Origin of the sequence: Buchnera aphidicola (Thelaxes californica), from assembly GCF_005080825.1 — a bacterium.
Lineage (GTDB): Bacteria > Pseudomonadota > Gammaproteobacteria > Enterobacterales > Enterobacteriaceae > Buchnera_I > Buchnera_I aphidicola_V.
Map to the genome: position 1 here is coordinate 335120 of NZ_CP034852.1, position 26825 is coordinate 361944.

Consider the following 26825-nt stretch of genomic DNA (forward strand, 5'->3'; position numbering starts at 1 on the left):
AATTCAAATTAAATTTGTTTAATAAACTCATTACTGTATTTCAAAAGGAGGAGTAAGTGGTTTTCTATTCATTAATTCTTCAATTTGTATAGATTCAATAGTTTCATATTTTAATAAAGCATCTTTCATAGCATGTAATATATCAATATTTTCAAATAAAATATTTTTTGCCCTTTCATAATTTTTTTGTATAATTAATCTAATTTCTTCATCAACAATTCTTAATGTTTTTTCAGATATATACTGTACTCTAGAAACATCTTTACCTAAAAAAAAATCTTCTTCTTCTTTTAAATATAAAAGAGGTCCTAATGTTTCTGAAAACCCCCATTTCATCACCATATCACGAGCTAAGTTAGTTGCTATTTTTATATCATTTGAAGCACCAGTTGATATACATTCTTTTCCATAAATAATTTCTTCAGCCAATCTGCCACCATATAATGTAGAAATTTGACTTTCTAACTTCCTTCTGTTAATACTTAAAGAATCTTCTTTAGGAAGAAAAAATGTTACCCCTAATGCTTTTCCTCTTGGAATAATAGTTACTTTATGTGTAGGATCATGTTCAGGAACTAATTTTCCTACAATAGCATGTCCTGCTTCATGATATGCTGTAGCTTCTTTTTGTAATTCACTCATTACCATCGATTTTCTTTCAGTTCCCAATAACAATTTGTCTTTTGCTTTTTCAAAAGCAGACATAGAAACAACTATGGCATTAGAACGAGCAGATAATAAAGCTGCTTCATTAACTAAATTAGCTAAATCAGCTCCAGAAAATCCAGGAGTTCCTCGAGCAATAATCATAGAATCTACATCACTATGTAAAGGAACTTTTTTAGTATGTAAATCTAAAATATTTTTTCTTCCTTTGATATCAGGAAGAGATACCATAACTTGTCTATCAAATCTACCTGGTCTTAATAAAGCAGTATCTAAAACATCAGGTCTATTGGTAGCTGCAATTAAAATTACTCCTTCATTTTTTTCAAAACCATCCATTTCTACTAACATTTGATTTAATGTTTGTTCTCGTTCATCATTTCCTCCTCCTAAACCCGTACCTCTTTTTCTTCCCACAGCATCTATTTCATCAATAAAAATAATACAAGGTGCTTTTTTTCTAGCTTGTTCAAACATATCTCGTACTCTTGAAGCACCTACTCCAACAAACATTTCCACAAAATCAGCTCCAGAAATTGTAAAAAAAGGAACTTTAGCTTCTCCTGCAATTGCTTTTGCTAATAGTGTTTTACCTGTTCCTGGAGAACCAATCATTAAAATTCCTTTAGGTATTTTTCCTCCTAATTTTTGAAATTTTTCAGGATATTTTAAATATTCAACTAATTCTTGTACTTCTTCTTTTGCTTCATCACAACCCGCAACATCTTTAAAAGTAATTTTAATTGCATTTTCTTGTAACATTTTTGCTTTGCTTCTTCCAAAAGAAAATGCTCCTTTTCCTCCACTTCCTATTTGTAATTGTTTCATAAAAAAGAACCAAAATCCTATTAATAATAACATAGGAAACCACGACATAAACAATTCAGATAACCAATGAGAATGTTCTGGAGTCATGCCAACTATTTTAATTTTTTTATATAATAAAGTATCTAATAATTTTGAATTATTTATAGGAACAAATGTATTATATTGACTTCTATCTTTTTTCATTACTTGAATTGCATGTTTATTAATAAAAACTTGATAAATTTTATTTTGATCAATATCTGATATAAAATTAGAGTAATTTACTGTCTTAACGGGTAAATTATTTAAATTAAAAGTATGAACAATAGATATTAAAAATACTGAAACTAATAACCAAAAAACTAAACTTTTAGTTATATCATTCAAAAAAGTAACCTCATTATTATTAATGATGTAAATAAAAACAGATAAAAAAAATTATTTTTTTTTATTACCTGCAATAATAAAAAATTCACGAGAACAAGCACTAGAAGATTTCGGTTTACATATTTTTACATGAAAAAAATGTTCACGCATCAAATTTAAATATTGATTAACGCCTGTACCCTGAAATATTTTTACTAAAAATAAACCTTCTTTAATAAGAATTAATTTTGTAATTTTCAATGCTAGTTCAGCTAAAAAAATAGAATTTGGTATATCTATAGATGATATTCCTGTTATATTAGGAGCCATATCAGAAATTAATAAATCTACTTTTTTATTACATACATAATTTAAAAATTGTTTCAAAAAGAGATGATTTGTCAGATCTCCTTGCATAAAAATTACCTTATCTATTTTTTTCATATTTATTCTATCGCAAGCTATAATTTCACTATTTTTTTTATTTAAAAATTGATGTGAAACATATTGAGACCATCCCCCAGGAGCAGCTCCTAAATCTACTACACATTTTTTATTATATAATAAATTTGTCATTTTATTTATTTCATCTAACTTAAACCATGCTCTAGAACGTAATTGATTTTTATGAGAATTTTGAACATATATATCATTAAAATGTTTTTTTAACCATTTTTTAGAACTTTTAGAACGTTTTTTTTTCATAATTTTACTAATTTTTTTATAAATAAAAATACTAATATCATTAAAAAGATTTTTAATAAAATATTTTAAGATAAATATGTTTACATTGTAAAATAAACATAAGAATGATAAACATTTTTATGTATAAAAAATTTTTTGAAATGATTAAACATGTTGTATCATTAAAATTTGATATTTTACTATTCCTCTAGGAGTTTTTACTAAAACGATATCATCAATTTCTTTCCCTATTAACGCTCGAGCAACAGGAGAATTAATAGAAATTAATTTTTTTTTGAAATTAGATTCATCATCCCCTACAATACGGTATACAAATTTTTTTTTTTCATCAATATTATAAATTGTAACTGTAGAACCAAAAATTACTCTTCCTGTATTACTAATTTTTTTTATGTCTATAATATGAGCTTTAGATAAAATTGTTTCAATATATCTAATACGACTTTCACAAAATCCTTGTTCTTCACGAGCAGCATGATATTCTGCATTTTCTTTTAAATCGCCATGTTTTCTTGCTTCTTGAATTGCATTAATAATTTTAGGTCTTTGATTCTTTTTTAATTCATATAATTCATTTAACAGTTTTATTTCTCCAGAAATTGTAATAGGAATGTGTTCTATCATACTATATTCTCCTTAATCTATTCTATTAAATATAGAATAATTCAAATTAACTATATTAATAATAACAATTTCAATGTTATTAATACAATTTATTTTATTAAAAAATGGAATTTTCATATTTAAATATAATAAAGTTATTAACTTCGTTAATATATTTTTCAAAAAAATTATGTATAGATTATATTTAATTAAATATATAAAAAAATTTTTTATTTTACAAACATAAATAAAATAATTAAGATAATACCTAATAACTTTTTTTTGATTTATACTATATAAACAATTATATATTGTTAAAAATATCAGAATTATGATTATTATAATGTATAGCTAAAAAAGATATATAATTTTTAATTAAAAATTTTTTATTTCCATCCACAATTTAAGTTTATATTACAAAATGAAAATTAAAGATATTAAAATATTATTAAAAAAAAAAATACCATTAAGTGACATCTATATTGAAGGAAATAATCAACATATAAAAATTATCGCAATCGGTGATATATTTAACAATATGAATACTATGCAAAGAGAAAAAACCATATATAATATTTTAACTCCATATATAATTAATCAAACCATACATGCTGTTAGTATCAATGCATATTCTCTTATAGAATGGAAAAATAATTATATAAATAATGCGAATAAACATAAAAAATAAAATAATATTTATAAATATATTCTATAATGAAAATACACAATATTTTCATTAAATTTTATTATATATTTAAATATTAAAAAGTAATTGTTATAATAAAATTATTATTTTTAATAAAAAATTTATTTTATGAAATATATAAAAATAATTACAAAAATTTTGTACTTTTAACTACAATAAAATTAATAAAAAATAAAATATTTATTTAAAAAAAATCATATAGAGTATATGATTTTTTTTATTTATATACAATTTTGAAAATCATTATCTTAAAATTATTTAACAATAATATATATAAATCAAAATAAATAAATTATTGCTATTTTTTATTAAAAAAGGAATAAAAAATTATGTACGCTGTTTTTACAAGTGGTGGAAAACAATATAAAGTATCTGAAGGATCAATAATAAAAATAGAAAAATTAAATATAAGAATAGGTTCAACCATTAAAATAAAAAAAATATTAATGATAAATGATGAAACAAACAAAAAAATAGGAACTCCATTTTTAAAAAAATCATATATACATGCTATAATTGATGAACATGGTAAATCAAAAAAAATCAATATTATTAAATTTAAAAGAAGAAAACATTATAAAAAAAAACAAGGTCATAGACAATTATTTACTAAAATACGTATTACAAAAATTCACGGTTAAAAAAAGGAATCAACATGGCACAAAAAAAAGCTGGAGGATCTACTCGAAATGGGAGAGATTCTAACCCCAAAAAATTAGGAGTAAAAAAATTTGGAGGGGAATTTGTTATATCAGGCAATATATTAGTGAAACAAAGAGGAACTAAATTTCACCCAGGATTAAATGTACAATGTGGAAAAGATCATACACTATTTGCAGTAAAAAATGGAATTGTTCAATTTAAAAAAAAAGGAGTTAAATATCGCACTTACGTAAATGTAATTCAATCAAAATAATACTCCAATTAAACATTAATTAATATCACTACACTCAATAAATGTATTTATTTAAGTATATAAATCTTACATTGAACTAAAAAAATTTTTTAATATACAACAAAAATTTATTAATTTAAAATTTTTATTAAGGAATCAAATGAATTTTATTGACGAAGTTGATATTGACATTTCTGCCGGAAATGGAGGAGACGGATGTATTAGTTTCAGAAGAGAAAAATATATTCCAAAAGGAGGTCCAGATGGAGGAAATGGAGGAAATGGAGGAAATATTTGGATAAAAATAGATAAAAATATTAACACATTAATTGAATATAAATTCAAAAAAAAATTTCAAGCACAACATGGTCAACCAGGACAACCAAAAAAATGTACTGGAAAAACAGGAAAAGATTTAATTCTTACTGTACCAATTGGTACTCAAATTATAGAATATTCTAGTAATATTTTAATCGCTGATTTAATAGAAAATAAAAAAGAAAAATTATTAATTGCTAAAGGAGGATGGCATGGTTTAGGAAATGTTCGATTTAAATCTTCTACTAATCGTACCCCATATAAAAAAACATTAGGAAAAAAAGGAGAAAGTAAAAAAATTAAATTAAAATTAATACTTTTAGCTGATGTTGGTACATTAGGTATGCCAAATGTTGGAAAATCTACTTTAATTCAAAGTATTACTAAATCTAATACGAAAATTGCTGATTATCCCTTTACTACTTTATTTCCATCATTAGGTGTCGTATATATTGGCCCAAAAAAAAACAATAAAAAATTTGTCATTGCAGATATTCCAGGTCTAATTAAAAATGCTCATAAAGGAATGGGTTTAGGAATACAATTTCTACAACATCTCGAAAGATGTAAAATTCTTATTCATATTGTTGATTTATTTCCTACAGATTTTTCTAATCCGATAAATAATATAGAAATGATAACTAATGAAATTCACAAACATAGTTTAAGTTTATATAAAAAACCTAGATGGTTAGTTTTTAATAAAATTGATTTATTTACAAATACAAAACAAAAAATACAATTTGAAAATATGTTAAAAAAATATCAAATTAAAGAAAAATATTTTTTTATTTCTGCAAAAGAACAAATTGGAATAAAAAATTTATGTAATCATTTATGGAATTTTTTAAATCAAAAAATATAAAAAACATTGAAAAATACATATATTTTTATAACTTTTATTTTTTTCAACTCGGATAAAAATGTATCTCGTGTTGAAAAAAATATTATTTATTAACGTTTTGAAAATTGTGGTTTTTTTCGTGCTTTTCTTAAACCAACTTTTTTTCTTTCTACTTGACGTGAATCACGTGTCACAAGTCCTGCTTTTCTTAATTTAATTCGAAAAGCACTATCATATTGAATTAAAGCTCGTGCAATTCCTTGACGCACAGCCCCAGCTTGACCTGAAATACCTCCTCCTGTTACAGTAATATACAAATTAATATTTTTAATCATATCAACAACTAAAAGGGGTTGTAAAATAATCATTCGAGCAGTTTCTTTTTGAAAATATGTTTCAATAGTACGTTTATTTATTAAAATTTTACCATTTCCTTTTTCTAAAAATACTCGAGCAGAAGAACTTTTCCTTCTTCCTGTTCCATAATGCTTTATCATATTATTTACCTAATATATATTTAAGTGATGTATAAATCATGAGGATTTTGAGCAAAATGTATATGTTGATGATCAGAAAAAATTTTTAATTTTTTTAACATTTCTCTTCCTAAAGAATTTTTAGGAAGCATGCCTTTGACTGCAAGATAAATAATTCTTTCAGGGTTCGTGATTAACATATCTTTAAAACTAATTTGTTTAATACCACCAATATAACCAGTATGGTGATAATATTTTTTATTTATATTTTTTTTTCCTGTCAACAATATTTTTTTTGCATTAACAACAATAACATAATCTCCAGTATCTATATGTTTCGTATATTCTGGTTTATGTTTTCCTCTTAAATATATAGATATGGTAGTCGCTAACCTTCCTAATATTTTGTTTTGAGCATCTATACAGTACCATTTTTTTTTTATGGTATTTTTTTTAGCCGAAAAAGTTTTCATTAATCCACAACCTTTTTTTTGAAAAAAATAATTACACTAAAATAATCAAATTTATATTAACTAATTATTATAAAATAAGAAAAGAGATAGTACAAAACTATTAAAAATAATAGCATGATCAATTAAATAATTAAAGTACATTTATATTTATCACGTAATGAACACATTATAAAAATTAAACTTGTAATAAAAATTATTATAAATACATAAACATCATTAATGTCATATGTATTGTTATATTTATTATGTTTACTATAATTAAGGGGTTTATGGCCATGAATACAACAAATATATTAAAATCATTAAGAAAAAAAATTAATTTAGTAGATGAGTCTATAATAGAATTGTTGTCTAAAAGACAATCTCTTATAAAAGAGATAGCAAAAGAAAAAATTGAAAAAAAATTAAAAATAAGAGATGAAAAAAGAGAAAAAGAATTATTATGTTTTATTGAAAAAATCTCAAAACAAAAAAAATTAAATACCCAATTAATTTTAAAAATATTCAAATTAATCATTTTAAATTCTGTTTTAGAACAAAAAAAATTTTTAAAAATTATATCTAATAAAAAAATAAATGATAAAACAATTTCTCTTTTAGGTCCAAAAGGATCATATTCTTATATTGCAGCATTAAAATATAATAAATATAAATTGAAAAATTATGAATTAAATATGTTATCTAACTTTAAAGAAATAGTATGTGCAGTAGAATTAAATCAATCTCATTATGGTATATTACCTTTAGAAAATACTAGTTCAGGAGACATTGAAGAAGTATTTAATTTATTATTTGAACATGATATTTTTATAATAAATGAATTCTATTTAAAAATAGAACATTGTTTATTATCTATAAAAACATCTGATATTCATAAAATAAAAAATGTATATTCACATTATCAACCTTTAAAACAATGTAATAAATTTATCCAATTATTTCCACATTGGAATATTAAAAAAATTTCAAGTAGTTCTTATGGTATGCAAAAAATTATGCAATCTAATTGCATTACAAACGCTGTTATTGGAAGTGAAGAAGGAGCAAAATTATATGGTTTACAAATAATTAAAAAAAATATTTCTAATCAAAAAAAAAATATAACACGATTTATAATCATTTCCAAAAAATTAAAAAAAAATCATAAAAATATTCCACTGAAAACTTCAATAGTGTTAAAATTAGATAAAAATATAAATAATTTTTTAGAAATCTTAAAAATTTTTAAAAGTTATTCAATTGTAATACATAAACTCCAAACGCATATAAATATTCATAAACCAACAAAAAAATTTTTTTATTTAGAAATTACAAATGATCTATATTCTAATAATACCATTAAATTCATAAAAGAAATAAAAAAAATAGTTGATTTTATAAAAATATTAGGTTGTTATCCAATTAATAATATATAAAAAGTTTTCACAAACAAAAAAAATCAGTATAATACTTTATAACTTTTTAAGTTAAAATTATTAATAACATAAAAATAAAAAATTTATTTATTTTAGACATCACATTTTTTATTCTATTTTATTAATATATTTAATAAATAAAAAAAATTTAACACTATCCTCTTATTTTAAAAAATTGAGAAAAAAATGTTTAATACTTTAACTGAACATTTAAATAAAATTTTAAATAAAATTTCTAATACAGGAAGATTAACAGAACAAAATATTCAAAATACTTTAAGAGAAGTACGCACAGCTTTACTAGAAGCTGACGTATCATTAGAAGTAATAAAAAATTTCATAGAAAAAGTAAAATTACAATCTATAGGAAAAAAATTTAACAAAGAATTAACACCTGGACAAGAATTAATTAAAGTAGTAAAACAAGAACTTATTAATTGTATGAAAAATACAAATGAACATTTAAATTTTTCCACTATTCCTCCAGCAATAATATTAATGGTAGGATTACAAGGAATGGGAAAAACAACAACAACAGCAAAATTAGGAAAATATATTCAAAAAAATAAGAAAAAAAAAGTACTTTTAGTATCTTTAGATATACATCGTCCTGCGGCAATAGAACAATTAAAAGTATTATCAGAGCAAATTCAAGTGGATTTTTTTTCTCCTTTAACAATACATAATCCATTACAAATAGCACAAGATGCTTTATCATATGTAAAAAACAAAATGTATGAAGTAATCATTTTTGATACTGCTGGTCGTTTGCATGTTAATGAAAATATGATGAAAGAATTAAATCAAATTTATAATTCTATATCTCCAATTGAAACATTATTAACTATAGATGCTATGATTGGACAAGATGCACATAATATTATTAATCAGTTTAGTAAAAATATTAATATTACTGGAATTGTTATCACAAAAATCGATGGTAATGCTAGAGCAGGAGTAGCACTTTCTATAAAAGAAATGACTGGAAAACCAATTAAATTTATGGGAATAGGCGAAAAAGTCGATGACATCGAAGCGTTTAATCCAGAAAAAATAGCAAATAGAATATTAGGAATGGGTGATACAATATCAATAATTGAAGAAATAGAAAGAAAAATTACTAAAAAACAATCCCATAATTTAAAAAAAAAAATTAATTCTGGAAAAAAATTTACATTAAATGATTTTTTAATTCATATTACAGAAATCAACAAATCAGGAGGAATAGTAAATTTAATAAATAGATTACCTCAAAATGATGTATTAAAAAATCAATCACCGAATTCTATGAATAATAACATTTTGAAAAAGTTTTCTGCTATCATTCAATCTATGAATCATACAGAAAAAATGGATCCAGACATTATTAAATCTTCTAGAAAAAAAAGAATTGCTTTAGGTTCTGGTACTAAAGTTCAAGATATTAATATAATGTTAAAACAATTTTTATATTTACAAAATATTATGAAAAAAGTTAAAACCGGAAATATAAAAAGTATCTTTGAAAATATAAAAAATATTTTTTCAGGTAAACGATAATTTATTAATAGAACAATTAAAAGGTAAAAATGATTAAAATAAGATTAGCACGTCATGGAGTCAAAAAAAAACCATTTTATAAAATAATTATAGCTGATAGTAAATCTCCTAGAGATGGAAAATTTATTGAAAAAATTGGTTTTTTTAATCCATTTAGTAAAAATGAAAAAGAAAAAATTCATATTAATTTAAAAAGATTAGAATATTGGATACAAAAAGGAGCACAACTTTCAGATCGTACTAAATATTTAATTAAAAAAACAAAAAAAAATAATATTATAATATAAAATTAAACAAAATAATGAACAATCATTTTACTATTGCTGGAAAAATTACTGTTCCTTATGGAATTTTAGGTTGGATGCATTTTTTATCTTTTACAGAAAACAAAAAAAATATATTTTTTTATCAACCTTGGTTTATAAAAACAAAACATCAATATGTTGATATTTCCATAGAAAGTTGGAAAAAACATAACAAAAAATTTATTATTAAAATAAAAAATATAAACGATAGAAATCAAGCTTTTTTTTTTCAAAAAAAAGAAATATATGTTCAAAATAATTGTTTTCCATTATTAACCAATGATGAATATTATTATAAAGACATTATAAAATGTAATGTTTACGACGAATTTAGTATATACATTGGAGAAGTAATAAACATTGTTAATAATAAATTTTATGATCTTTTAATTATAAAAAATAAACAATCAAAACAAATATATATTCCATTTATATATAAGAAAATAATAAAAAAAGTTAATATAGATAAAAAAGAAATTATTATTAAAATAAATTATAATTAAATTAAAATAATGCATATAAAAATTATTAGTATTTTCCCAGAAATGTTTTATCCTATTATAAATTATGGCATAACAAAACAAGCAATAAATAAAAAAAAATTACAAATACAATTAATTCAATTAAGAAATTTTTCCAATAATAAAAGAAAAAATATAGATGATAGACCTTATGGAGGAGGAGCTGGAATGATATTCACAGCACCTCCATTAAAAAGAGCAATACATTTTTCAAAATTAAAAAGTAAAACACCTATAAAAGTTATTTATTTATCTCCACAAGGAAAAAAAATTAACCAAAAAAATATTGATGAGTTAATGAAAAACCACACACTTATTTTAATATGTGGAAGATATGAAGGCATTGATGAACGAATAATATTAACTGAAATTGACGAAGAATGGTCAATTGGAGATTATGTATTAAGCGGAGGGGAACTTGCAGCAATGGTTCTAATTGATGTTATTACAAGATTTATTCCTGGAGTAATTAAAAAAAAACAATCTTTAATTGAAGAATCATTTTTTCATGGAATATTAGATTGTCCTCATTATACTCGACCGAAAAAAATATCTGGTATCCATGTTCCTAAAATACTATTATCTGGAAATCATAAAAAAATTTGTGAATGGAAAATACAAACAGCAATCAAAAATACATTAAAAAAAAGACCTGATTTATTAAAAAATATAAATTATAAAAAAATAACAAAGAGTAAATTATGAATTTAATTTTAAAAAAAATTGAAAAAAAACAAATGAACATTAAAATTCCACATTTTAATACAGGAGATACAATAGAAGTTAATGTATGGATTGTAGAAGGAGATAAAAAAAGAACTCAAAAATTTATAGGAATTGTTATTAGTATTAAAAAAAGACAATTAAATTCTTCTTTTACTGTAAGAAAAATATCAAATGGAGAAGGTATTGAACGAGTATTTCAAATGTATTCTCCAGTTATTGATACCATTAATATTATCAGAAGAGGATCAGTAAGAAAAGCTAAACTATATTTTCTAAGAAATAGAAAAGGAAAAGCAGCAAGAATTAAAGAAAAAATGTAATTAAAAATAATATTCAAAAATAATATTCAAAAAATTATTAAATAATCATGCAGTTTATTTAACTGCATAATTATTTTATTATATAAATCAATATTTATATTCCTTAAGATTTTTATTAAATCATAGTTTTTTAAAAAGATTATTTTTTAGTACCTCCCACAGTAAGTGCATCTATTTTTAAAGTAGGTTGTCCCACTCCTACTGGAATACTCTGACCTTCTTTAACACATGTTCCCACACCTTCATCTAAAGCTAAATCATTTCCTACCATAGAAATTTTATTCATAACTTCAATTCCTGAACCTATTAACATTGTTTTTTTTATAGGAGACATAATTTTTCCATGTAATATTAAATATGCTTCAGATGTGGAAAAAACAAAATCTCCAGATGTAATATCCACTTGACCTCCAGAAAAATTTTTAGCATAAATACCATAATCAACACTATTTATAATATCTAAAACATTAGTGTTACCTGGAAGCATATAAGTATTAGTCATCCTTGGCATAGGAAGATAAGCATAAGATTGACGACGAGCATTACCAGTAGAAATTGAATCTCCCATTAATCGCGCATTAAATTTATCTTGCATATAAGACTTTAAAATTCCATTTTCAATTAATACATTATATTTTGTAGATACTCCTTCATCATCAATATTTAATGTTCCTCTACGAGAGTAAATTGTTCCATCATCAACTACAGTACATAAACTCGAAGCTACTTTTTTTCCAATTTTATTACTAAAAACAGAAATTTTTTTTCTATTAAAATCTCCTTCTAATCCATGACCAACTGCTTCATGTAATAATACACCAGGCCAACCAGATCCAAGAACTACAGGAATCATTCCTGAAGGAGCATCTTTAGATGATAATTGTGTTAAAGCAATGCGAACTGCTTCTTTAGTCCATTCTTCAAATAATAACTCTCCGGATAAAGAACTTTTTTTTAATAAAAAAGTATAGTTATCACGCCTACCTCCTCCCATTCTTCCCATTTCTCTCTTTCCATTTGATTCTACTACAACTTGAATAGATAAACTAATTAAAGGACGAACATCTGTAGCTAAATTACCATCAGTAGAAGCAACTAAAATATTTTCATAAAAACTTGATAAAACAGCATTCACTTGAGATACTCTAGAATCAGTAGAACGAGCAATTCGATCAATATCATATAATATTTTTATTTTTTCTGGTTCTGTTAAACTTTTATAAGGATTACTATTTCTATAGTATGAACAAATTGAATCTATTTTTTTTTTATTAATATGATTAATTGTATTTGTAGTATTATTTTGCTTTAATATTTGTAAAGTTTTATGTAAAGCATTTAAAGAAATAATATTAGAATAAGAAAAAGAAGTAGTAATATTAGAAATAGATCGCATTCCAAATCCTATATCAATATTATATATACCTTCTTTTACAATTTTATTTTCTAAAACCCAAGTTTCTGACTCAGAATTTTGAAAATATAAATCAGAATAATCAACATATTTGGTATATGCGTCATTTAATATTGAAAAAATATCATTTTCACAAATATTATTTTTAGTTAATAAACAATTAATTACTTTACTTTTATTCATTGATACCTACTTAAATATGTTTATAGAAAAAAATTAAATAATGTTACAAAATGATTTTTTATAACATTAATAACTAATATGAATTATTTGTGTAACAATTTTACATAAAAATATAAGAATAATTTATTTACAAATGCTTATTTTATAATAAAATCATATGAATATGTAGATATTTCATTAATATTATTAAAAATAATTTTCTTTTGATGTAAATATTATACATATATTATAAAATTTTTTTAAAAAGAGAATATATATGAAAAAAAAAAATAACATTTTATTAATAAATGGACCAAATCTAAATTTATTGGGAACACGACAACCTGAAATTTATGGTAAATATACTTTAATTGATCTTATTAAAATTTTAAAAAAACAAGCAAAAAAAAATGATATTAATCTTTTAGATTTTCAATCTAATTCTGAACATTTACTAATTGAAAAAATACATACAGCTAAAGAAAAACTAATTAGATATATTATTTTTAATCCTGCTGCATTTACACATTCTAGTATTGCATTAAGGGATGCTTTATTAGCGATAGATATTCCATTTATTGAAGTACACATCTCTAATATTTATGCACGTGATAATTTTAGATCTCATTCTTGGTTTTCAGATATTTCTCAAGGAGTAATTTCTGGATTTGGAATAGATGGATATCTGTGGGCATTAAAAACAATTATAAATAGAATAACTAATAATAAAAAATAAAATGTTTTTGACATGAATATTATAATGCGCTTTTCTTTTTAAAAGAAAAGTGCTAATAAAAAATATTTATAACTTTCAATATTATAATTTAAAATTTATTATATTTTTTATACAATCACACATATCCTCAGGAAGAGGTATTTCTATTTTTACTATTTTTTTTGTTAATGGATGAAAAAAAACAATTTTTTTAGCATGTAGTAATGGTCTCTCAATATTTTGAATTAATTTTTTAACATTTAATTTTTTTATAAAATAAGATTTTTTTTTTTTATTATAATATATAGGATCTCCTAAAATTGGATGCCCAATATTTTCCATATGTAATCGTATTTGATGAGTTCTACCTGTTTCTAAATTTATTCTGAGATGTGTAAAACAAAAAAAATTATTAAGTATTTTATAATGAGTTACTGCTTTTTTTCCTATAATACCAACACTCATTTTTGTTTTATAAATAGGATGTCTTATTATATTATTAATAATAGTATTATTTTTTAATAATATACCATACACAATAGTTTCATATTCTCTGAAAATTTTTCTTCTTCTCATATGTGAATTAAACCAAAAATAAGATTCTAATTTTTTTGCAATAATCATTAATCCAGTTGTATTTTTATCTAAACGATGAATAATTCCTCCTCTTGGTATATATTGAAGATCCGGATATTTTTGAATTAGCATATCCAATAAAGTACCATATAAATTTTTAATTCCTGGATGTACTACTAAACCTGATTGTTTATTAATAATCAGCATATAATCATCTTCATACACAATATTTAATTGCAATTGATTTAGCTTATATTTATTAATATTTTGAATTATATGAATTAATAAAATTTTATCTCCATAAAACACTTTTTTACTAGGTTTAGTACAAATTTTATTATTTACTAATACTTGATTATTTTTAATACATTGCTTAAAAAAAGAACGAGAATATGTTTGGTCATAAATATTTAAAATTTGATCCAACCTATAACAATTATAAACAATATTAGAAATAGTAAATTTTAAGATTTTTTTTTTAACATAATTGTACCTAAAAATAATTTACTTTAACAATTTTATTAATATATATTGGATATATAAAAAATTATATAATAAATTTTATTTACATTAATATACTGATTATATGCTATCTATTTGAAATAGAAATTGTATTATTAATAATTATCATAAAAAATTTAATATTTAAAATTAGAAAATTTTAATTTAATTGGAGTATTATGTTTCTCAAAATTCACGAAATTAGAACAATGTTTTTAGATTTTTTTAAACAAAAAAAACATCAAATACTACCAGGTAGTAGTATTGTACCTAAAAATGATAATTCATTATTGTTTGTAAATGCAGGAATGAATCAATTTAAAAATGTTTTTTTAGGTAATGAAACATCGATGTTTAAACGTATAGCTACTACTCAAAATTGTTTAAGAACAGGGGGAAAACATAACGATTTAGAAAATGTTGGATACACAAATTATCATCATACTTTTTTCGAAATGTTAGGAAATTTTAGTTTTAATGATTATTGTAAAGAACAAGCTATCATTTATGCTTGGGAATTTATTACAAGTATTAAATGGTTAAATTTAAATCCTGAAAAAATATGGATATCTGTACATGCTGCCGATAAAAAATCTTATGAAATTTGGAAGAAAATTCTTCCTAAATCAAAAAATCAAATTTTTATTTTTGGAAACAAAAAAAAGATACAAGAAAATGATGAAAATTTTTGGCAAATGGGAAAAATTGGTCCTTGTGGTTTTTGCACAGAAATATTTTATCAATACACCGATTATAATAAAAATTATGAAAATATTATACACTTTATTCAAAAATCATGTGTAGAAATTTGGAATATTGTATTTATGGAATTTTATCAGTCTCTGAAAAATTCTTTTATTCCTTTATCTGTACATTCTATAGATACTGGAATGGGTTTAGAAAGAATTGGTGCTGTTTTACAAAATGTAAAATCTAGCTATGATACTGATATCTTTCAAAAAATTATCCAAAAAATTATTGATATAATTCATATTAAAGAAAAAAAAAATACTACATCTATTAAAATTATTGCGGATCACATTCGTGCTGCAGTATTTATCCTTGCTAGTGAAATATTACCTTCAAATGAAGGTAGAGGATATATTTTAAGAAAAATTATAAGAAGAGCTATTTTACATGGACATAAAATAGGAGCAAATGGTTTATTTTTTTATAAATTAGTGTCTATAGTTATACATGTAATGAAAAATAACAATATTCTTTTAATAGAACAAGAAAACAAAATTAAAAAAATAATATATCAAGAAGAAACAAAATTTTTAGAAACTTTAGATATTGGTATTAAAATTCTTAATAAAGAATTAAAAAAAATTAAAAATAATACATTAAATGGTGCAGTAATCTTTCAATTATATGATACTTTTGGATTTCCAAAAGAATTAACAAAAGAAATATGTAAAGAAAAAAATATTAAATGCGATTTTCAAGTTTTTCAAAAAAAAATGAAAATTCAACAAGAAAAAAGTAAAAAAAACAAAAAATTTTTTGTTAAAAATTCTGAAAATCTTCCATTAAACATATATTCTACTTTTCAAGGATATAATCAATTAATTATAAAAAGTACCATTATACATATTAATATAGAAGGTAAACAAAAAAAAATAATTAAAATAGGTGATAAAGCATCAATTATTTTAAATGAAACTACTTTTTTTGGAGAATCTGCAGGTCAAATTGGAGATAGTGGAACAATATATAATAAACACGGTATTTTTGAAGTATGTGAATCAAAAAAAATATCTTCTTGTATTATACATATTGGAAAAATAATAAAAGGTTATTTACAAATAAATGATGTAGTAACAACAGAAGTTAATAAAAAAAATCGTAAACAAATTCAAGCTAATCACACAGCAACTCACTTATTACATTCTGCTTTAAAATCTCTTATAGATAATTCTATCCAACAAAAAGGTTCTTTTATTAATCATAATTATTTAAGATTTGATTTTTCTTATTATAAAAAAATTCAATTAAAAGATATCTTTAAAATTGAAAAATTAGTTAATTATTACATTCAAAAAAATATTGTAGTAACAAATTTTATTACAACTTTACAAGAAGCAAAAAAAATGAATATTTTATCATTTTTTGAAGAAAAGTATGGAAATAAAGTAAGAGTGCTTTCTATTGGAAATATTTCACAAGAATTATGTAGTGGTACTCATGTAAAAAAAACAGGCGATATTGGATATTTTAAAATTATTTTAGGAAAAAAAATAGCATCAGAAATTTTCAGAATTGAAGCTATCACAAAAAATCAAGCAGTGAAATACAATCAAAAACAAGAAAATTTATTATACTCAATAAAAAAAGTTTTATTAACCAATGATGAAAACATCATTAAAAATATAAAATCTATTTTAAATAAAAATGCTATACTAGAAAAAAAATTAAAACAATTTGAATTAATTCAACAAAAAAAATTAAAAGAAAAAATTATTAACAAGATTATAACCACTTCAACAATTAATTTATTAATTCAACATTTTAAAGAAAAAAATCATTCAATTATTAAAACTATGATTAACGATATACGAAATTGTACTAAACAATTAATAATTATATTTACTAATTGTACAAAAAATAAAATATCCATTATAGTTTCAGTCAGTAATGACTATATTCAAAAAGAACATGCATATCAAATATTTCAAAAAATTATTATCAATACTAATATAAAAGGAGGAGGAAATAATTGTACTGCATCTGGAGGAGGAAAAAATATTCAAGATATAGAAAAAGTTATATTAAATATACATAAATGGAAAAAAATGAAAAATAAAAGTTAATATAAATAATCAACAAAATTTATATATAATATTTTTTTTAAATCAATACTATTTATATTTTTAAATTATTTAATTTTAATTAAATTAATTTACAGATGATTTACTTTTATTTTTTTTTAAAAATTATGAAAGGGATACACTAAATGTTGATTTTAGCACGTAGAGTAGGAGAAACATTAATTATTGGTGATAATATAACTATCACAGTACTAGGTGTGAAAGGCAATCAAACACGTATAGGTGTAAATGCTCCTAAAAATATTTCTATTCATAGAGAAGAAATATATGAAAAAATTAAATTTAATAAACATCAAAAACAATATAAACGATAAACATCAAATGTCTATCATTTATTAATATATAAATATAACAAATAAAATCATTATAATGATTTTACATCAAAATATTGTTATATAAAAAAATAAAAATAAATATTAAAAATGTGATATTTATCAAATCATAAATATTTATTTAATTAAAATTATTCAATACATAAATATTAAAAATATATTTGACTTATTATTTAAAACACGTAATATATTAAAAAATACCATATAATTTTATATTATACTATAAAGTATTCATAAAAATTATCAAACATATTAAACATATTACGGTGAGATGGCCGAGAGGCTGAAGGCTCTCCCCTGCTAAGGGAGTATACAAAATTTTTGTATCGAGGGTTCGAATCCCTCTCTCACCACCAATGCATCCGTAGCTCAGTTGGATAGAGTACTCGGCTACGAACCGAGCGGTCGGAGGTTCGAATCCTTCCGGATGCAAAAATTGTTAATAAAAATTTTATATTTAACAATACTTTTTATATAAATAAATAACATATAAACATTTAAAAAATATTTATATATATAATATATTTTTTCAAAAATTTAATTAAATATAGGAAATTTTTATTTGATTTTTATAAAACTAAAAGAATTAAATTGGATTAAAAAAAATAAAGAAATATTTACAAAAATTTTTAGAGGTATAGAAAGAGAAACTCTTAGAGTTAATTCTAAAGGAAAAATTGTTAGTACGACACACCCTAAACAAATGGGGAAATCTTTAACACATCAATGGATAACAACAGATTATTCTGAAAATTTATTAGAATTTATTACACCAAAAACAGATAAATTAAAAAATTCTATACAATTTTTACAAGACTTATATATATATGCTACTAAAAATATTTATCCAAAAGAAAGAATGTGGCCTTTAAGTATTCCTTTATATAATATAAAAAAAGATAAAGTAAAATTAGCTAAATTTGGAAATTCTAATATAGGTAAAGTTAAAGAACTATATAGAAAAGGTTTACAAAAGAGATATGGTAATTTTATGAATATAATTTCTGGAATTCATTATAATTTTTCTTTTCCTATAATATTTTGGAAAAAATGGAAAAAAATAAAAAATAATGATTGTGAAACAGAAATTATTTCTAATGGTTATTTAGGTACAATTAGAAATTATTATCGTATTGGTTGGATTATCCCTTATTTATTTGGAGCATCACCAGCTGTTTCTAATAATTCTTATGATGATCCAAAAATTAAAAGAAAATTAACTAAAAACAAAAAAAAAAATTTTTTATATTTTCCGTGGGGTACTTCAATAAGAATTAGTAAATTTGGTCATCAAAACAAATATAATAAAAAATTTAAAATATCTTATAATAACATAAACGATTATATTAATAGTGTAATAAAAATTTTATCTACAAATTCAAAAAGTTTTAAAAAAATAAAAGAAAAAGATAAAAAAGGAAAATTAAATCAATTAAATACTAATATAATTCAATTAGAAAACGAATTATATACTCAAATAAGACCAAAATCATCTGTAAAAAATAATGAAAAAATTATTGATTCAATGAAAAAAAAAGGAATTGAATATATTGAAATACGTTCATTAGATATCAATCCATTTAGTGAAATTGGAATTGAAAAAAAACAAATACTTTTTTTAGATTTATTACTTATTTTATGTACTTTTTTAGAATCTCCTTCTATTTCTAATACAGAATGGAAAAAAATTCAACAAAATTGGGAAACTGTTGCAATATATGGAAGAAAACCTAATCAGAAAATTTTTGATATAAATAGCAATACAACAATTACTTTGAAAAAAATAGGAATTTCAATTTTTTGTGAACTGAAAAAAATTGCCAAAATATTAGATATTTCTTCCAAAGAAAAATTATATGAAAATACTTGTTTATATTTAGAAAATCTAATAAAATATCCACAATTTACATATTCTGCTCGTGTACTAAAAAAAATGAAAAAAAAAGGAATATTACAAACTGGATTAAATTTTGCAAACTTTTATTATAAAAAAAATATAAATAAAAAATTTCAAAAATTAAGTAATGATGATTTTGTAAACGAAGCTATTAATTCTCAAAAAAAGCAAAAAAATATAGAAAAAAAAGAACAAATTCCATTTCATTTATATTTAAAAGAATATACAGTTTTAAACAAAAATGATGCAAAAAAATAATTTGATTATTAAATTAATGATTAAAAATTAATTATGAATATTTTTAAAAAAAAATATATATATATTATTTGTACTTTTTTTTTATTTTACTCTTCTCAAATATATGCAAATACATTTCATCAAAACAATTTTTATCAAGCAAAATTATGGGCAATTAAAATACATAAAAATGCTCCAGGATCTTTTTATTGTGGATGTACAATTAATTGGAATGAAAAAAAAGGTATTCCTAATTTAAATAGTTGTCATTACAATATCAGAAAAAATAAAAATCGAGCTCAACGTATTGAATGGGATCATGTTGTACCCGCGTGGGAATTTGGACATAACAAAATATGTTGGAAAAAAGGAGGAAGAAAATATTGTGAACATGACGATCAATTATTTAAAAAAATAGAATCTGATTTACATAATATTCAACCAGTAATCGGAGAAATTAATGGAGATCGTTCTAATTTTTCTTTTAATGAATTACAGTTTGAAAATTATCAATATGGAAATTGTACTGTAAAAATAGATTTTAAAAAAAAACAAATTGAACCAACAAATGAAACGAAAGGTATAATTGCAAGAACATATTTTTATATGATAAACCAATATCATATTACTATTTCTGAATCACAGATGCAATTATTTACCAAATGGGACAAAGAAAATCCAGTGAGTTGTTGGGAATGTGAAAGAGAAGCTTTAATTTATCAAGTTCAACATATACATAATGATTATGTTAAAAAAAATTGTGAAAAAAAAAACTTTCATTATGTTTCTAACGAAACAGAAAAATAAAATACATGAATTATCCAAGAATTTATTATAAAAAAAAAATTAATATATTTTCTAATATAGAAATTACAGATACTTTTAATTGCCATTATTTAAAAAATGTTTTAAGAATAAAATATAAAGACATCATAATCATTTTTAATAATGAACCCATAGATTTTTATACTAAAGTGATCAAAATTAATTCTATTATTACTTTAAAAGTAATTAAACTAAAAAATAATAATAACATATCTCCTTTATATATACATTTAGCACAAGTTATATCTCTTAATAAAAAAAAAATGAATCTGATTATACAAAAAAGTACTGAACTAGGGGTAAAAGAAATTACACCGATTTATTTATTGAATAAAAATACAAAAATAAATTTTATTAAAAATAAAATAATAGAAAAATGGAAAAAAATCATTATTTCTGCATGTCAACAATGTCGTCGAAATAATTTGCCAATTATTAATCAACCAACTGAATTAAATAATTGGTTTATTGATATAAAAAATAAAAAAGAAAAAAAAATCATTTTTCATACAAATGCTAATAAAAAAATAAAAGACATAACATGTAAAATTAAAAATATAATTATTCTGATGGGTTATGAAAAAGGTTTTTCGAATGAAGAAATACAAAGTGCTATGAAAAATAATTTTCATGTTTTTTCTCTTGGAGAAAGAATATTAAAAATGGAAACAGCAACAATAGCTGCTATTTCAATTTTGCAATCAAAATACGGAGACATTTAAAAAAAAGTTATTATTTTAATATAAAATTAAAGTTTTTTATCTTTCAATTTAAAAAATGTTTTTATTAATTAAAATATTTATAATTAACAATTAAAAATTTAGTTAAAATATTTTATTTATTAAATAAAAAGAAAGTATTTTAAAAAAAAGTTAAAAAAATATAAAAAATTCATTTTTTTATATTGTAAAAAAATATATATTATAATTTATAAAATTTTTATACCATTTTCTGAACTAATTAACACTATGTCTGCTTTTTTTTTTGCAAAAATACCTACCGTAACTACACCAACTATAGAATTAATATATAATTCTGTTTTTAAAGGATTACTCATATTTAAATGATATACATCAATAATAATATTTCCATAATCAGTAAAAAAATTTTTTCGTACTTTTGGTATACCACCTAACTTTTTTATTTCTTGACAAACATACGATGTTGACATTGGAATAACTTCAATTGGAATAGGAAATTTACTTCCTATTTTTGATACTTTTTTACTTTTATCAACAATACAGATAAAAATATCAGAAATGGAAGAAATAATTTTCTCACCAGTTAAAGCTCCTCCACCACCTTTAATCATTCTTTTTTTATCATCTACTTCATCAGCACTATCAATATAAATTTGTAAAGAATTAATTTGATTAATATTAATTATATTAATTTTATTATTTTTTAAAAAATATGTAGAACTTTTTGAACTTGAAACCGCTCCATAAATTAAATGACTGATTTTTTTTAATTCTTTTATAAGATAAAATACAGTACTACCAGTACCAACGCCAATTGTTATACCTGAATGTAAATAATTTATAGCTTCAATAGCTACTTTTTTTTTTAAATGTTTAAAATTCATAATTGTTAAACATACTTTTGATTAAAAATTTATTTAAATGATTTTTTAAAAAATACACATTTTTATAACTGGGGTACCTGGATTCGAACCAGGGGTGTCGGTATCAAAAACCGATGCCTTAACCTCTTGGCTATACCCCAAAATAAAATTAATATAAATACGGAGAGCGAGATTTGAACTCGCAAACCTTGCGGTGCCAGAACCTAAATCTGGTGCGTCTACCATTTTCGCCACCTCCGCATTTTTATTGAAAAATAAAACTTAATATTATTATATATATAATCATGGCTATGATGGGAATTGAACCCATGACCTCAGCGTTATGAGTGCTGTGCTCTAACCAATCTGAGCTACATAGCCTAATAAAAATTTAATGTAAAAAATAGTATTAAAAACATTTATAAAAATATACATTAAATTTAATAATAAATTTTATATTAAAAATATATTCAAATTTTATTAAAAATATTTATAGAATATAATAATATGATATATTATATCAAATAAATTAAAAAAATAAAGAGAAATAAAAAATTTGTTTATAAATATTTTTATCAATTTATATACAAAATATTAATAAATAATAACTAATTATCAACACACTATAATTTTCAAATAAAAATATGAATAAAATTAATGGATTTATTAATAATATCATTCAACAAGACATAAAAAAAAAAATTATTACAAAATTAAGAACACGATTTCCTCCTGAACCAAATGGTTATCTACATATTGGTCATATTAAATCTATGCATTTAAATTTTATCCTAGCTGAATATTATAAAGGATGTTGTAAATTAAGATTTGATGATACCAATCCAAAAAAAGAAAAAAATAAATTTGTAACATCAATTAAAAAAGATATTTTGTGGATGGGTTTTAACTTAAATAAAAATATTACATTTACATCAGAATATTTTGAAATTATATACCAATATGCTATTGAACTTATAAAGAAAAAATTAGCATATGTAGATCAATTAAACAAAATACAAATCAAACAATATCGAGGAACATTAAAACAACCTGGTAAAAATAGCCCTTATAGAAATCAAACAATAGAAGAATCATTAAATTTATTTAAAAAAATGAAAAAAGGATTTTTTTCTGAAGGACAAGCTTGTTTACGTGCTAAAATTAATATGAAAGCATCATCAATACTTATGAGAGATCCAGTTTTATATAGAATTATTCATAAAGAACATCATAAAACTAAAAATAGTTGGTTGATATATCCTACTTATGACTTTGCACACTGTATTTCTGATTCTATTGAAGGAATAACTCACTCATTATGTACATTAGAATTTAAAGAAAATAAAAAATTATATGAATGGATATTAGATAATATTAGTGTGGTTCATTATCCTAAGCAATATGAATATGCTAGATTAAAATTAGAATATACTGTTTTATCAAAAAGAAAATTAACAATATTAGTAAAAAATAAAATTGTTTCAGGATGGAATGATCCTAGAATGCCTACTATTTCTGGATTAAAAAAAAAAGGTTACACACCAGAATCTTTAAAAAAATTTTGTAATAAAATTGGAGTAAGTAAACAAGATAGTTTAATAGAATTACATTCTTTAGAATCATGTATCAGAAATGAACTAAACAAACAATCTATGAGAACTATGGCAATTATTGATCCTATTTTAGTAATCATTGAAAATATGAATGAAAAAAAATATGAAAATATTTCAGTATTAAATCATCCTAAAATGCCTAATATGGGAATCAGAAACATTGTTTTTAGTAAAGAAATTTATATTGATAAATCTGATTTTAAAGAATATGCAGATGAAAAATATAAAGGATTAACATTAAAAAATACTGTACGATTACGCTATGCTTATACAATTAAAGTAAAAGACATCAAATATGACAAAAAAGGAAATATAAAAAAAATATTGTGTACATACGATAACACAACATTACACACATATAAAAACCAAAAAAAAAAAATAGGAATTATACATTGGATATCAAAAAATGATGCAATTCCTGCATATTTTTATTTTTACTCTCCGTTATTCACAATAAAAAATCCAGAAATAGAAAAAAATTTTTTAAATTTTATTAACTTACATTCTAAAATAAAAAAAAAAGGATTTGTGAATAAAGAAACATTAATTAATTTTAATAATTATCCTTTTCAATTTGAAAGAATTGGATATTTTTTTATAGATAAAAAATACACAAACAAAATAGTATTTCATCAAACAGTGAGTTTAAAAAATAAAAGATAAAAAATAGTTAAAATTATAAAATTAATTAATAAAAAATTTGTTAATTCTTTATAGAAAATAAAAATTGTTGTATATTATATATCAATTTCATACAAACTATATTAATAATAATATTATTAACTTTTTTATTATAGTAATAACATTTAATTTCTGGTTTATTCATGGCAATACATTATATTTTCATTACCGGTGGAGTAGTTTCATCTTTAGGTAAAGGTATCGCAATAGCATCTTTAGCAACACTTTTAGAATCAAGAAAAATAAAAGTAACTATTATAAAATTAGATCCATACATAAATATTGATCCTGGAAATATGAGTCCAACACAACATGGAGAAGTATATGTTACTGAAGATGGAGCAGAAACAGATTTAGATTTAGGACATTATGAACGATTCATTAATACAAAAATGACTCGTTTAAATAATTTTACTACAGGTAGTATTTATTCTTCTGTATTAAAAAAAGAACGACAAGGAAAATATTTAGGGGAAACCATTCAAGTTATTCCACATATTACTGATGAAATTAAAAAAAGAATAATTAAAGGATCAGAAAAAGCAGATATTGCATTAATAGAAGTAGGAGGAACAGTAGGGGATATCGAATCTTTACCATTTTTAGAAGCAATAAGACAAATGTCTATTGATTTTGGAAAAAAAAATATAATTTATATACATTTAACATTAATACCTTACATTAAAGCATCTGGAGAAATAAAAACTAAACCTACACAACATTCAGTAAAACAATTATTATCAACAGGAATACAACCAGATATTCTCATTTGTAGATCAGAACATTCAATGTCAAAAAAAGAATGTACTAAAATAGCATTATTTTGTAATGTTGATCGAAAAGCAGTAATTTTATTAAAAGATGTAAATTCAATATACAAAATTCCAAAAATGTTACACGTTCAAAAAATAGATCAATTAATTTGTGAACGATTTAATATAAAAGCACCGTTAGCCGATTTATCAGAATGGAATCAAATTATAAAAAATGAAAAATTGTCTACAGGAAAAATAATAATTGGTATAATTGGTAAATATACAAAATTACCCGATGCTTATAAATCAGTCATTGAAGCAATTAAACATAGTGGAATTAAGAATAAAATTACTGTTATTACAAAATTAATTAACTCACAAGATATTGAAAAACAGGGTGTTTTTCTTTTACAAAATTTAGATGGTATATTAATACCAGGAGGATTTGGAATTAGAGGTATTAAAGGAAAATTAATTTCAGCAAAATATGCTAGAGAAAATAATATTCCTTACTTTGGAATATGTTTAGGTATGCAAATTGCATTAATAGATTTTACTAAAAATGTTGCAAAAATAAAGTCTGCAAATTCTATTGAATTTGATCAAAAATGCAAATTTCCAATTATTACTACAATTCAACATTGTAATCAAAAAAATAATCATTCTATCTTAATTAAAAATGATAATCACATTAAAAATGCTATGCGATTAGGAAGTAATGAATGTAATTTAACAGAAAATTGTTTAAGTAAAAAAATATATGGAAAAAATATAATAATAGAAAGACATCGTCATAAATATGTAATAAACAATAATTTAATTCAGATAATAACCCCTTTTGGATTAAAAATTGCGGCAAAATCAAAGAAAGAAAATTTTATAGAAATTATAGAAATTACTAATCATCCATGGTTTATTGGTTGTCAATTTCATCCAGAATTTATTTCTACTCCAAAAAATAGTCATCCTTTATTTATTGGATTTATTCAAGCAGCAAAAAAATATCAATACTCTAAAAAAATATCTTAACAAAGATA

General features: G+C 21.8%; 26 protein-coding genes and 5 tRNA genes. 20 read left to right on the forward strand and 11 right to left on the reverse strand.

The genetic code is table 11. From position 1 onward, the window contains the following. Positions 1-30 precede the first annotated feature (30 nt). The 3 genes from ftsH to greA form a co-directional block, all read right to left on the reverse strand. Positions 31-1851, reverse strand: coding sequence for an ATP-dependent zinc metalloprotease FtsH (gene ftsH, locus D9V80_RS01480; protein ID WP_158353907.1), 1821 nt, complete (start codon positions 1849-1851; stop codon positions 31-33). A gap of 60 nt (positions 1852-1911) precedes the next feature. Next, entirely contained in the window at positions 1912-2547 is a 636-nt protein-coding gene (locus D9V80_RS01485) for an RlmE family RNA methyltransferase (RefSeq protein ID WP_158353539.1), read from the reverse strand. Between the two features lie 141 nt (positions 2548-2688). Further along, positions 2689-3168 (reverse strand): transcription elongation factor GreA, encoded by a 480-nt coding sequence (greA, locus tag D9V80_RS01490; protein ID WP_187306481.1) that lies wholly within the window; start codon positions 3166-3168, stop codon positions 2689-2691. A 400-nt stretch (positions 3169-3568) separates the two neighbouring features. Here greA and D9V80_RS01495 point away from each other — a divergent pair, with 400 nt between their 5' ends. The 4 genes from D9V80_RS01495 (at position 3569) to cgtA (ending at position 5931) form a co-directional block, all read left to right on the forward strand. Continuing rightward, positions 3569-3835, forward strand: coding sequence for a BolA/IbaG family iron-sulfur metabolism protein (locus D9V80_RS01495; protein WP_158353541.1), 267 nt, complete (start codon positions 3569-3571; stop codon positions 3833-3835). Between the two features lie 347 nt (positions 3836-4182). Then, complete coding sequence (rplU, locus tag D9V80_RS01500) at positions 4183-4494, forward strand: 50S ribosomal protein L21 (RefSeq protein WP_158353543.1); 312 nt, start codon at positions 4183-4185, stop codon at positions 4492-4494. A 14-nt stretch (positions 4495-4508) separates the two neighbouring features. After that, positions 4509-4769 carry a 50S ribosomal protein L27 gene (rpmA, locus tag D9V80_RS01505; RefSeq protein WP_158353545.1) on the forward strand — a complete coding sequence of 87 codons (261 nt, stop codon included), beginning with the start codon at positions 4509-4511 and terminating at the stop codon, positions 4767-4769. 139 nt (positions 4770-4908) lie between these two features. Beyond that, a complete protein-coding gene (cgtA, locus tag D9V80_RS01510; RefSeq protein ID WP_158353547.1) occupies positions 4909-5931 on the forward strand; it encodes an Obg family GTPase CgtA in 1023 nt (340 codons plus the stop codon). A gap of 89 nt (positions 5932-6020) precedes the next feature. Here the strand turns inward: cgtA and rpsI are convergent, their stop codons facing one another. Both rpsI and rplM read right to left on the reverse strand, forming a co-directional pair. Continuing rightward, positions 6021-6407 (reverse strand): 30S ribosomal protein S9, encoded by a 387-nt coding sequence (rpsI, locus tag D9V80_RS01515; RefSeq protein WP_158353549.1) that lies wholly within the window; start codon positions 6405-6407, stop codon positions 6021-6023. Between the two features lie 20 nt (positions 6408-6427). Further along, a complete protein-coding gene (gene rplM / locus D9V80_RS01520) occupies positions 6428-6859 on the reverse strand; it encodes a 50S ribosomal protein L13 (RefSeq protein WP_158353551.1) in 432 nt (143 codons plus the stop codon). Positions 6860-7134: 275 nt separating this feature from the next. Between rplM and D9V80_RS01525 the strand changes: the two genes are divergently transcribed. From D9V80_RS01525 to rplS, 6 genes are all read left to right on the forward strand, one after another. Then, the gene (locus D9V80_RS01525; RefSeq protein ID WP_187306482.1) at positions 7135-8274 is read left to right on the forward strand and encodes a prephenate dehydratase domain-containing protein; all 1140 of its coding nucleotides are present in this window, start codon (positions 7135-7137) and stop codon (positions 8272-8274) included. Positions 8275-8460: 186 nt separating this feature from the next. Then, a complete protein-coding gene (gene ffh / locus D9V80_RS01530) occupies positions 8461-9813 on the forward strand; it encodes a signal recognition particle protein (protein ID WP_158353555.1) in 1353 nt (450 codons plus the stop codon). A 29-nt stretch (positions 9814-9842) separates the two neighbouring features. After that, positions 9843-10100 carry a 30S ribosomal protein S16 gene (rpsP, locus tag D9V80_RS01535; RefSeq protein WP_158353557.1) on the forward strand — a complete coding sequence of 86 codons (258 nt, stop codon included), beginning with the start codon at positions 9843-9845 and terminating at the stop codon, positions 10098-10100. Positions 10101-10114: 14 nt separating this feature from the next. Further along, positions 10115-10621, forward strand: coding sequence for a ribosome maturation factor RimM (rimM, locus tag D9V80_RS01540; protein ID WP_158353559.1), 507 nt, complete (start codon positions 10115-10117; stop codon positions 10619-10621). 9 nt (positions 10622-10630) lie between these two features. Beyond that, the gene (gene trmD, locus D9V80_RS01545) at positions 10631-11344 is read left to right on the forward strand and encodes a tRNA (guanosine(37)-N1)-methyltransferase TrmD (RefSeq protein WP_158353561.1); all 714 of its coding nucleotides are present in this window, start codon (positions 10631-10633) and stop codon (positions 11342-11344) included. Then, complete coding sequence (gene rplS, locus D9V80_RS01550) at positions 11341-11685, forward strand: 50S ribosomal protein L19 (RefSeq protein WP_158353564.1); 345 nt, start codon at positions 11341-11343, stop codon at positions 11683-11685. Before trmD ends, rplS begins: the two co-directional genes overlap by 4 nt. 139 nt (positions 11686-11824) lie before the next feature. Here the strand turns inward: rplS and tldD are convergent, their stop codons facing one another. After that, positions 11825-13282 (reverse strand): metalloprotease TldD, encoded by a 1458-nt coding sequence (gene tldD, locus D9V80_RS01555; protein WP_158353566.1) that lies wholly within the window; start codon positions 13280-13282, stop codon positions 11825-11827. A 256-nt stretch (positions 13283-13538) separates the two neighbouring features. Between tldD and aroQ the strand changes: the two genes are divergently transcribed. Further along, positions 13539-13997 carry a type II 3-dehydroquinate dehydratase gene (gene aroQ / locus D9V80_RS01560; RefSeq protein ID WP_158353568.1) on the forward strand — a complete coding sequence of 153 codons (459 nt, stop codon included), beginning with the start codon at positions 13539-13541 and terminating at the stop codon, positions 13995-13997. Positions 13998-14078: 81 nt separating this feature from the next. Here the strand turns inward: aroQ and D9V80_RS01565 are convergent, their stop codons facing one another. After that, entirely contained in the window at positions 14079-14978 is a 900-nt protein-coding gene (locus D9V80_RS01565; RefSeq protein ID WP_187306483.1) for an RluA family pseudouridine synthase, read from the reverse strand. A gap of 254 nt (positions 14979-15232) precedes the next feature. On the opposite strand from D9V80_RS01565, the gene alaS reads away from it, so the two are divergent. The 7 genes from alaS (at position 15233) to D9V80_RS01600 (ending at position 21897) form a co-directional block, all read left to right on the forward strand. Then, positions 15233-17866 (forward strand): alanine--tRNA ligase, encoded by a 2634-nt coding sequence (gene alaS / locus D9V80_RS01570; protein ID WP_158353573.1) that lies wholly within the window; start codon positions 15233-15235, stop codon positions 17864-17866. Between the two features lie 143 nt (positions 17867-18009). Then, entirely contained in the window at positions 18010-18198 is a 189-nt protein-coding gene (gene csrA, locus D9V80_RS01575; protein WP_158353575.1) for a carbon storage regulator CsrA, read from the forward strand. A gap of 283 nt (positions 18199-18481) precedes the next feature. After that, positions 18482-18572, forward strand: a tRNA-Ser gene (locus D9V80_RS01580). A gap of 2 nt (positions 18573-18574) precedes the next feature. Beyond that, positions 18575-18648 (forward strand) — tRNA-Arg (locus tag D9V80_RS01585). 130 nt (positions 18649-18778) lie between these two features. Then, positions 18779-20371, forward strand: coding sequence for a glutamate--cysteine ligase (gshA, locus tag D9V80_RS01590; protein WP_187306484.1), 1593 nt, complete (start codon positions 18779-18781; stop codon positions 20369-20371). 33 nt (positions 20372-20404) lie between these two features. Further along, the gene (locus D9V80_RS01595; protein WP_158353579.1) at positions 20405-21157 is read left to right on the forward strand and encodes an endonuclease; all 753 of its coding nucleotides are present in this window, start codon (positions 20405-20407) and stop codon (positions 21155-21157) included. A 5-nt stretch (positions 21158-21162) separates the two neighbouring features. Then, positions 21163-21897 (forward strand): 16S rRNA (uracil(1498)-N(3))-methyltransferase, encoded by a 735-nt coding sequence (locus D9V80_RS01600; protein ID WP_158353582.1) that lies wholly within the window; start codon positions 21163-21165, stop codon positions 21895-21897. A 206-nt stretch (positions 21898-22103) separates the two neighbouring features. On the opposite strand, the gene rpiA is transcribed toward D9V80_RS01600, so the two are convergent. From rpiA to D9V80_RS01620, 4 genes are all read right to left on the reverse strand, one after another. Next, on the reverse strand, positions 22104-22760 hold the full coding sequence (gene rpiA, locus D9V80_RS01605) for a ribose-5-phosphate isomerase RpiA (RefSeq protein WP_158353584.1): 657 nt from the start codon (positions 22758-22760) through the stop codon (positions 22104-22106). A 68-nt stretch (positions 22761-22828) separates the two neighbouring features. After that, positions 22829-22900, reverse strand: a tRNA-Gln gene (locus D9V80_RS01610). Between the two features lie 18 nt (positions 22901-22918). Then, positions 22919-23000, reverse strand: a tRNA-Leu gene (locus tag D9V80_RS01615). A gap of 45 nt (positions 23001-23045) precedes the next feature. Further along, positions 23046-23120 (reverse strand) — tRNA-Met (locus D9V80_RS01620). 263 nt (positions 23121-23383) lie between these two features. On the opposite strand from D9V80_RS01620, the gene glnS reads away from it, so the two are divergent. Continuing rightward, positions 23384-25015 (forward strand): glutamine--tRNA ligase, encoded by a 1632-nt coding sequence (glnS, locus tag D9V80_RS01625; RefSeq protein ID WP_158353586.1) that lies wholly within the window; start codon positions 23384-23386, stop codon positions 25013-25015. Positions 25016-25176: 161 nt separating this feature from the next. After that, entirely contained in the window at positions 25177-26817 is a 1641-nt protein-coding gene (locus D9V80_RS01630; RefSeq protein ID WP_158353588.1) for a CTP synthase, read from the forward strand. Positions 26818-26825 lie beyond the last annotated feature (8 nt).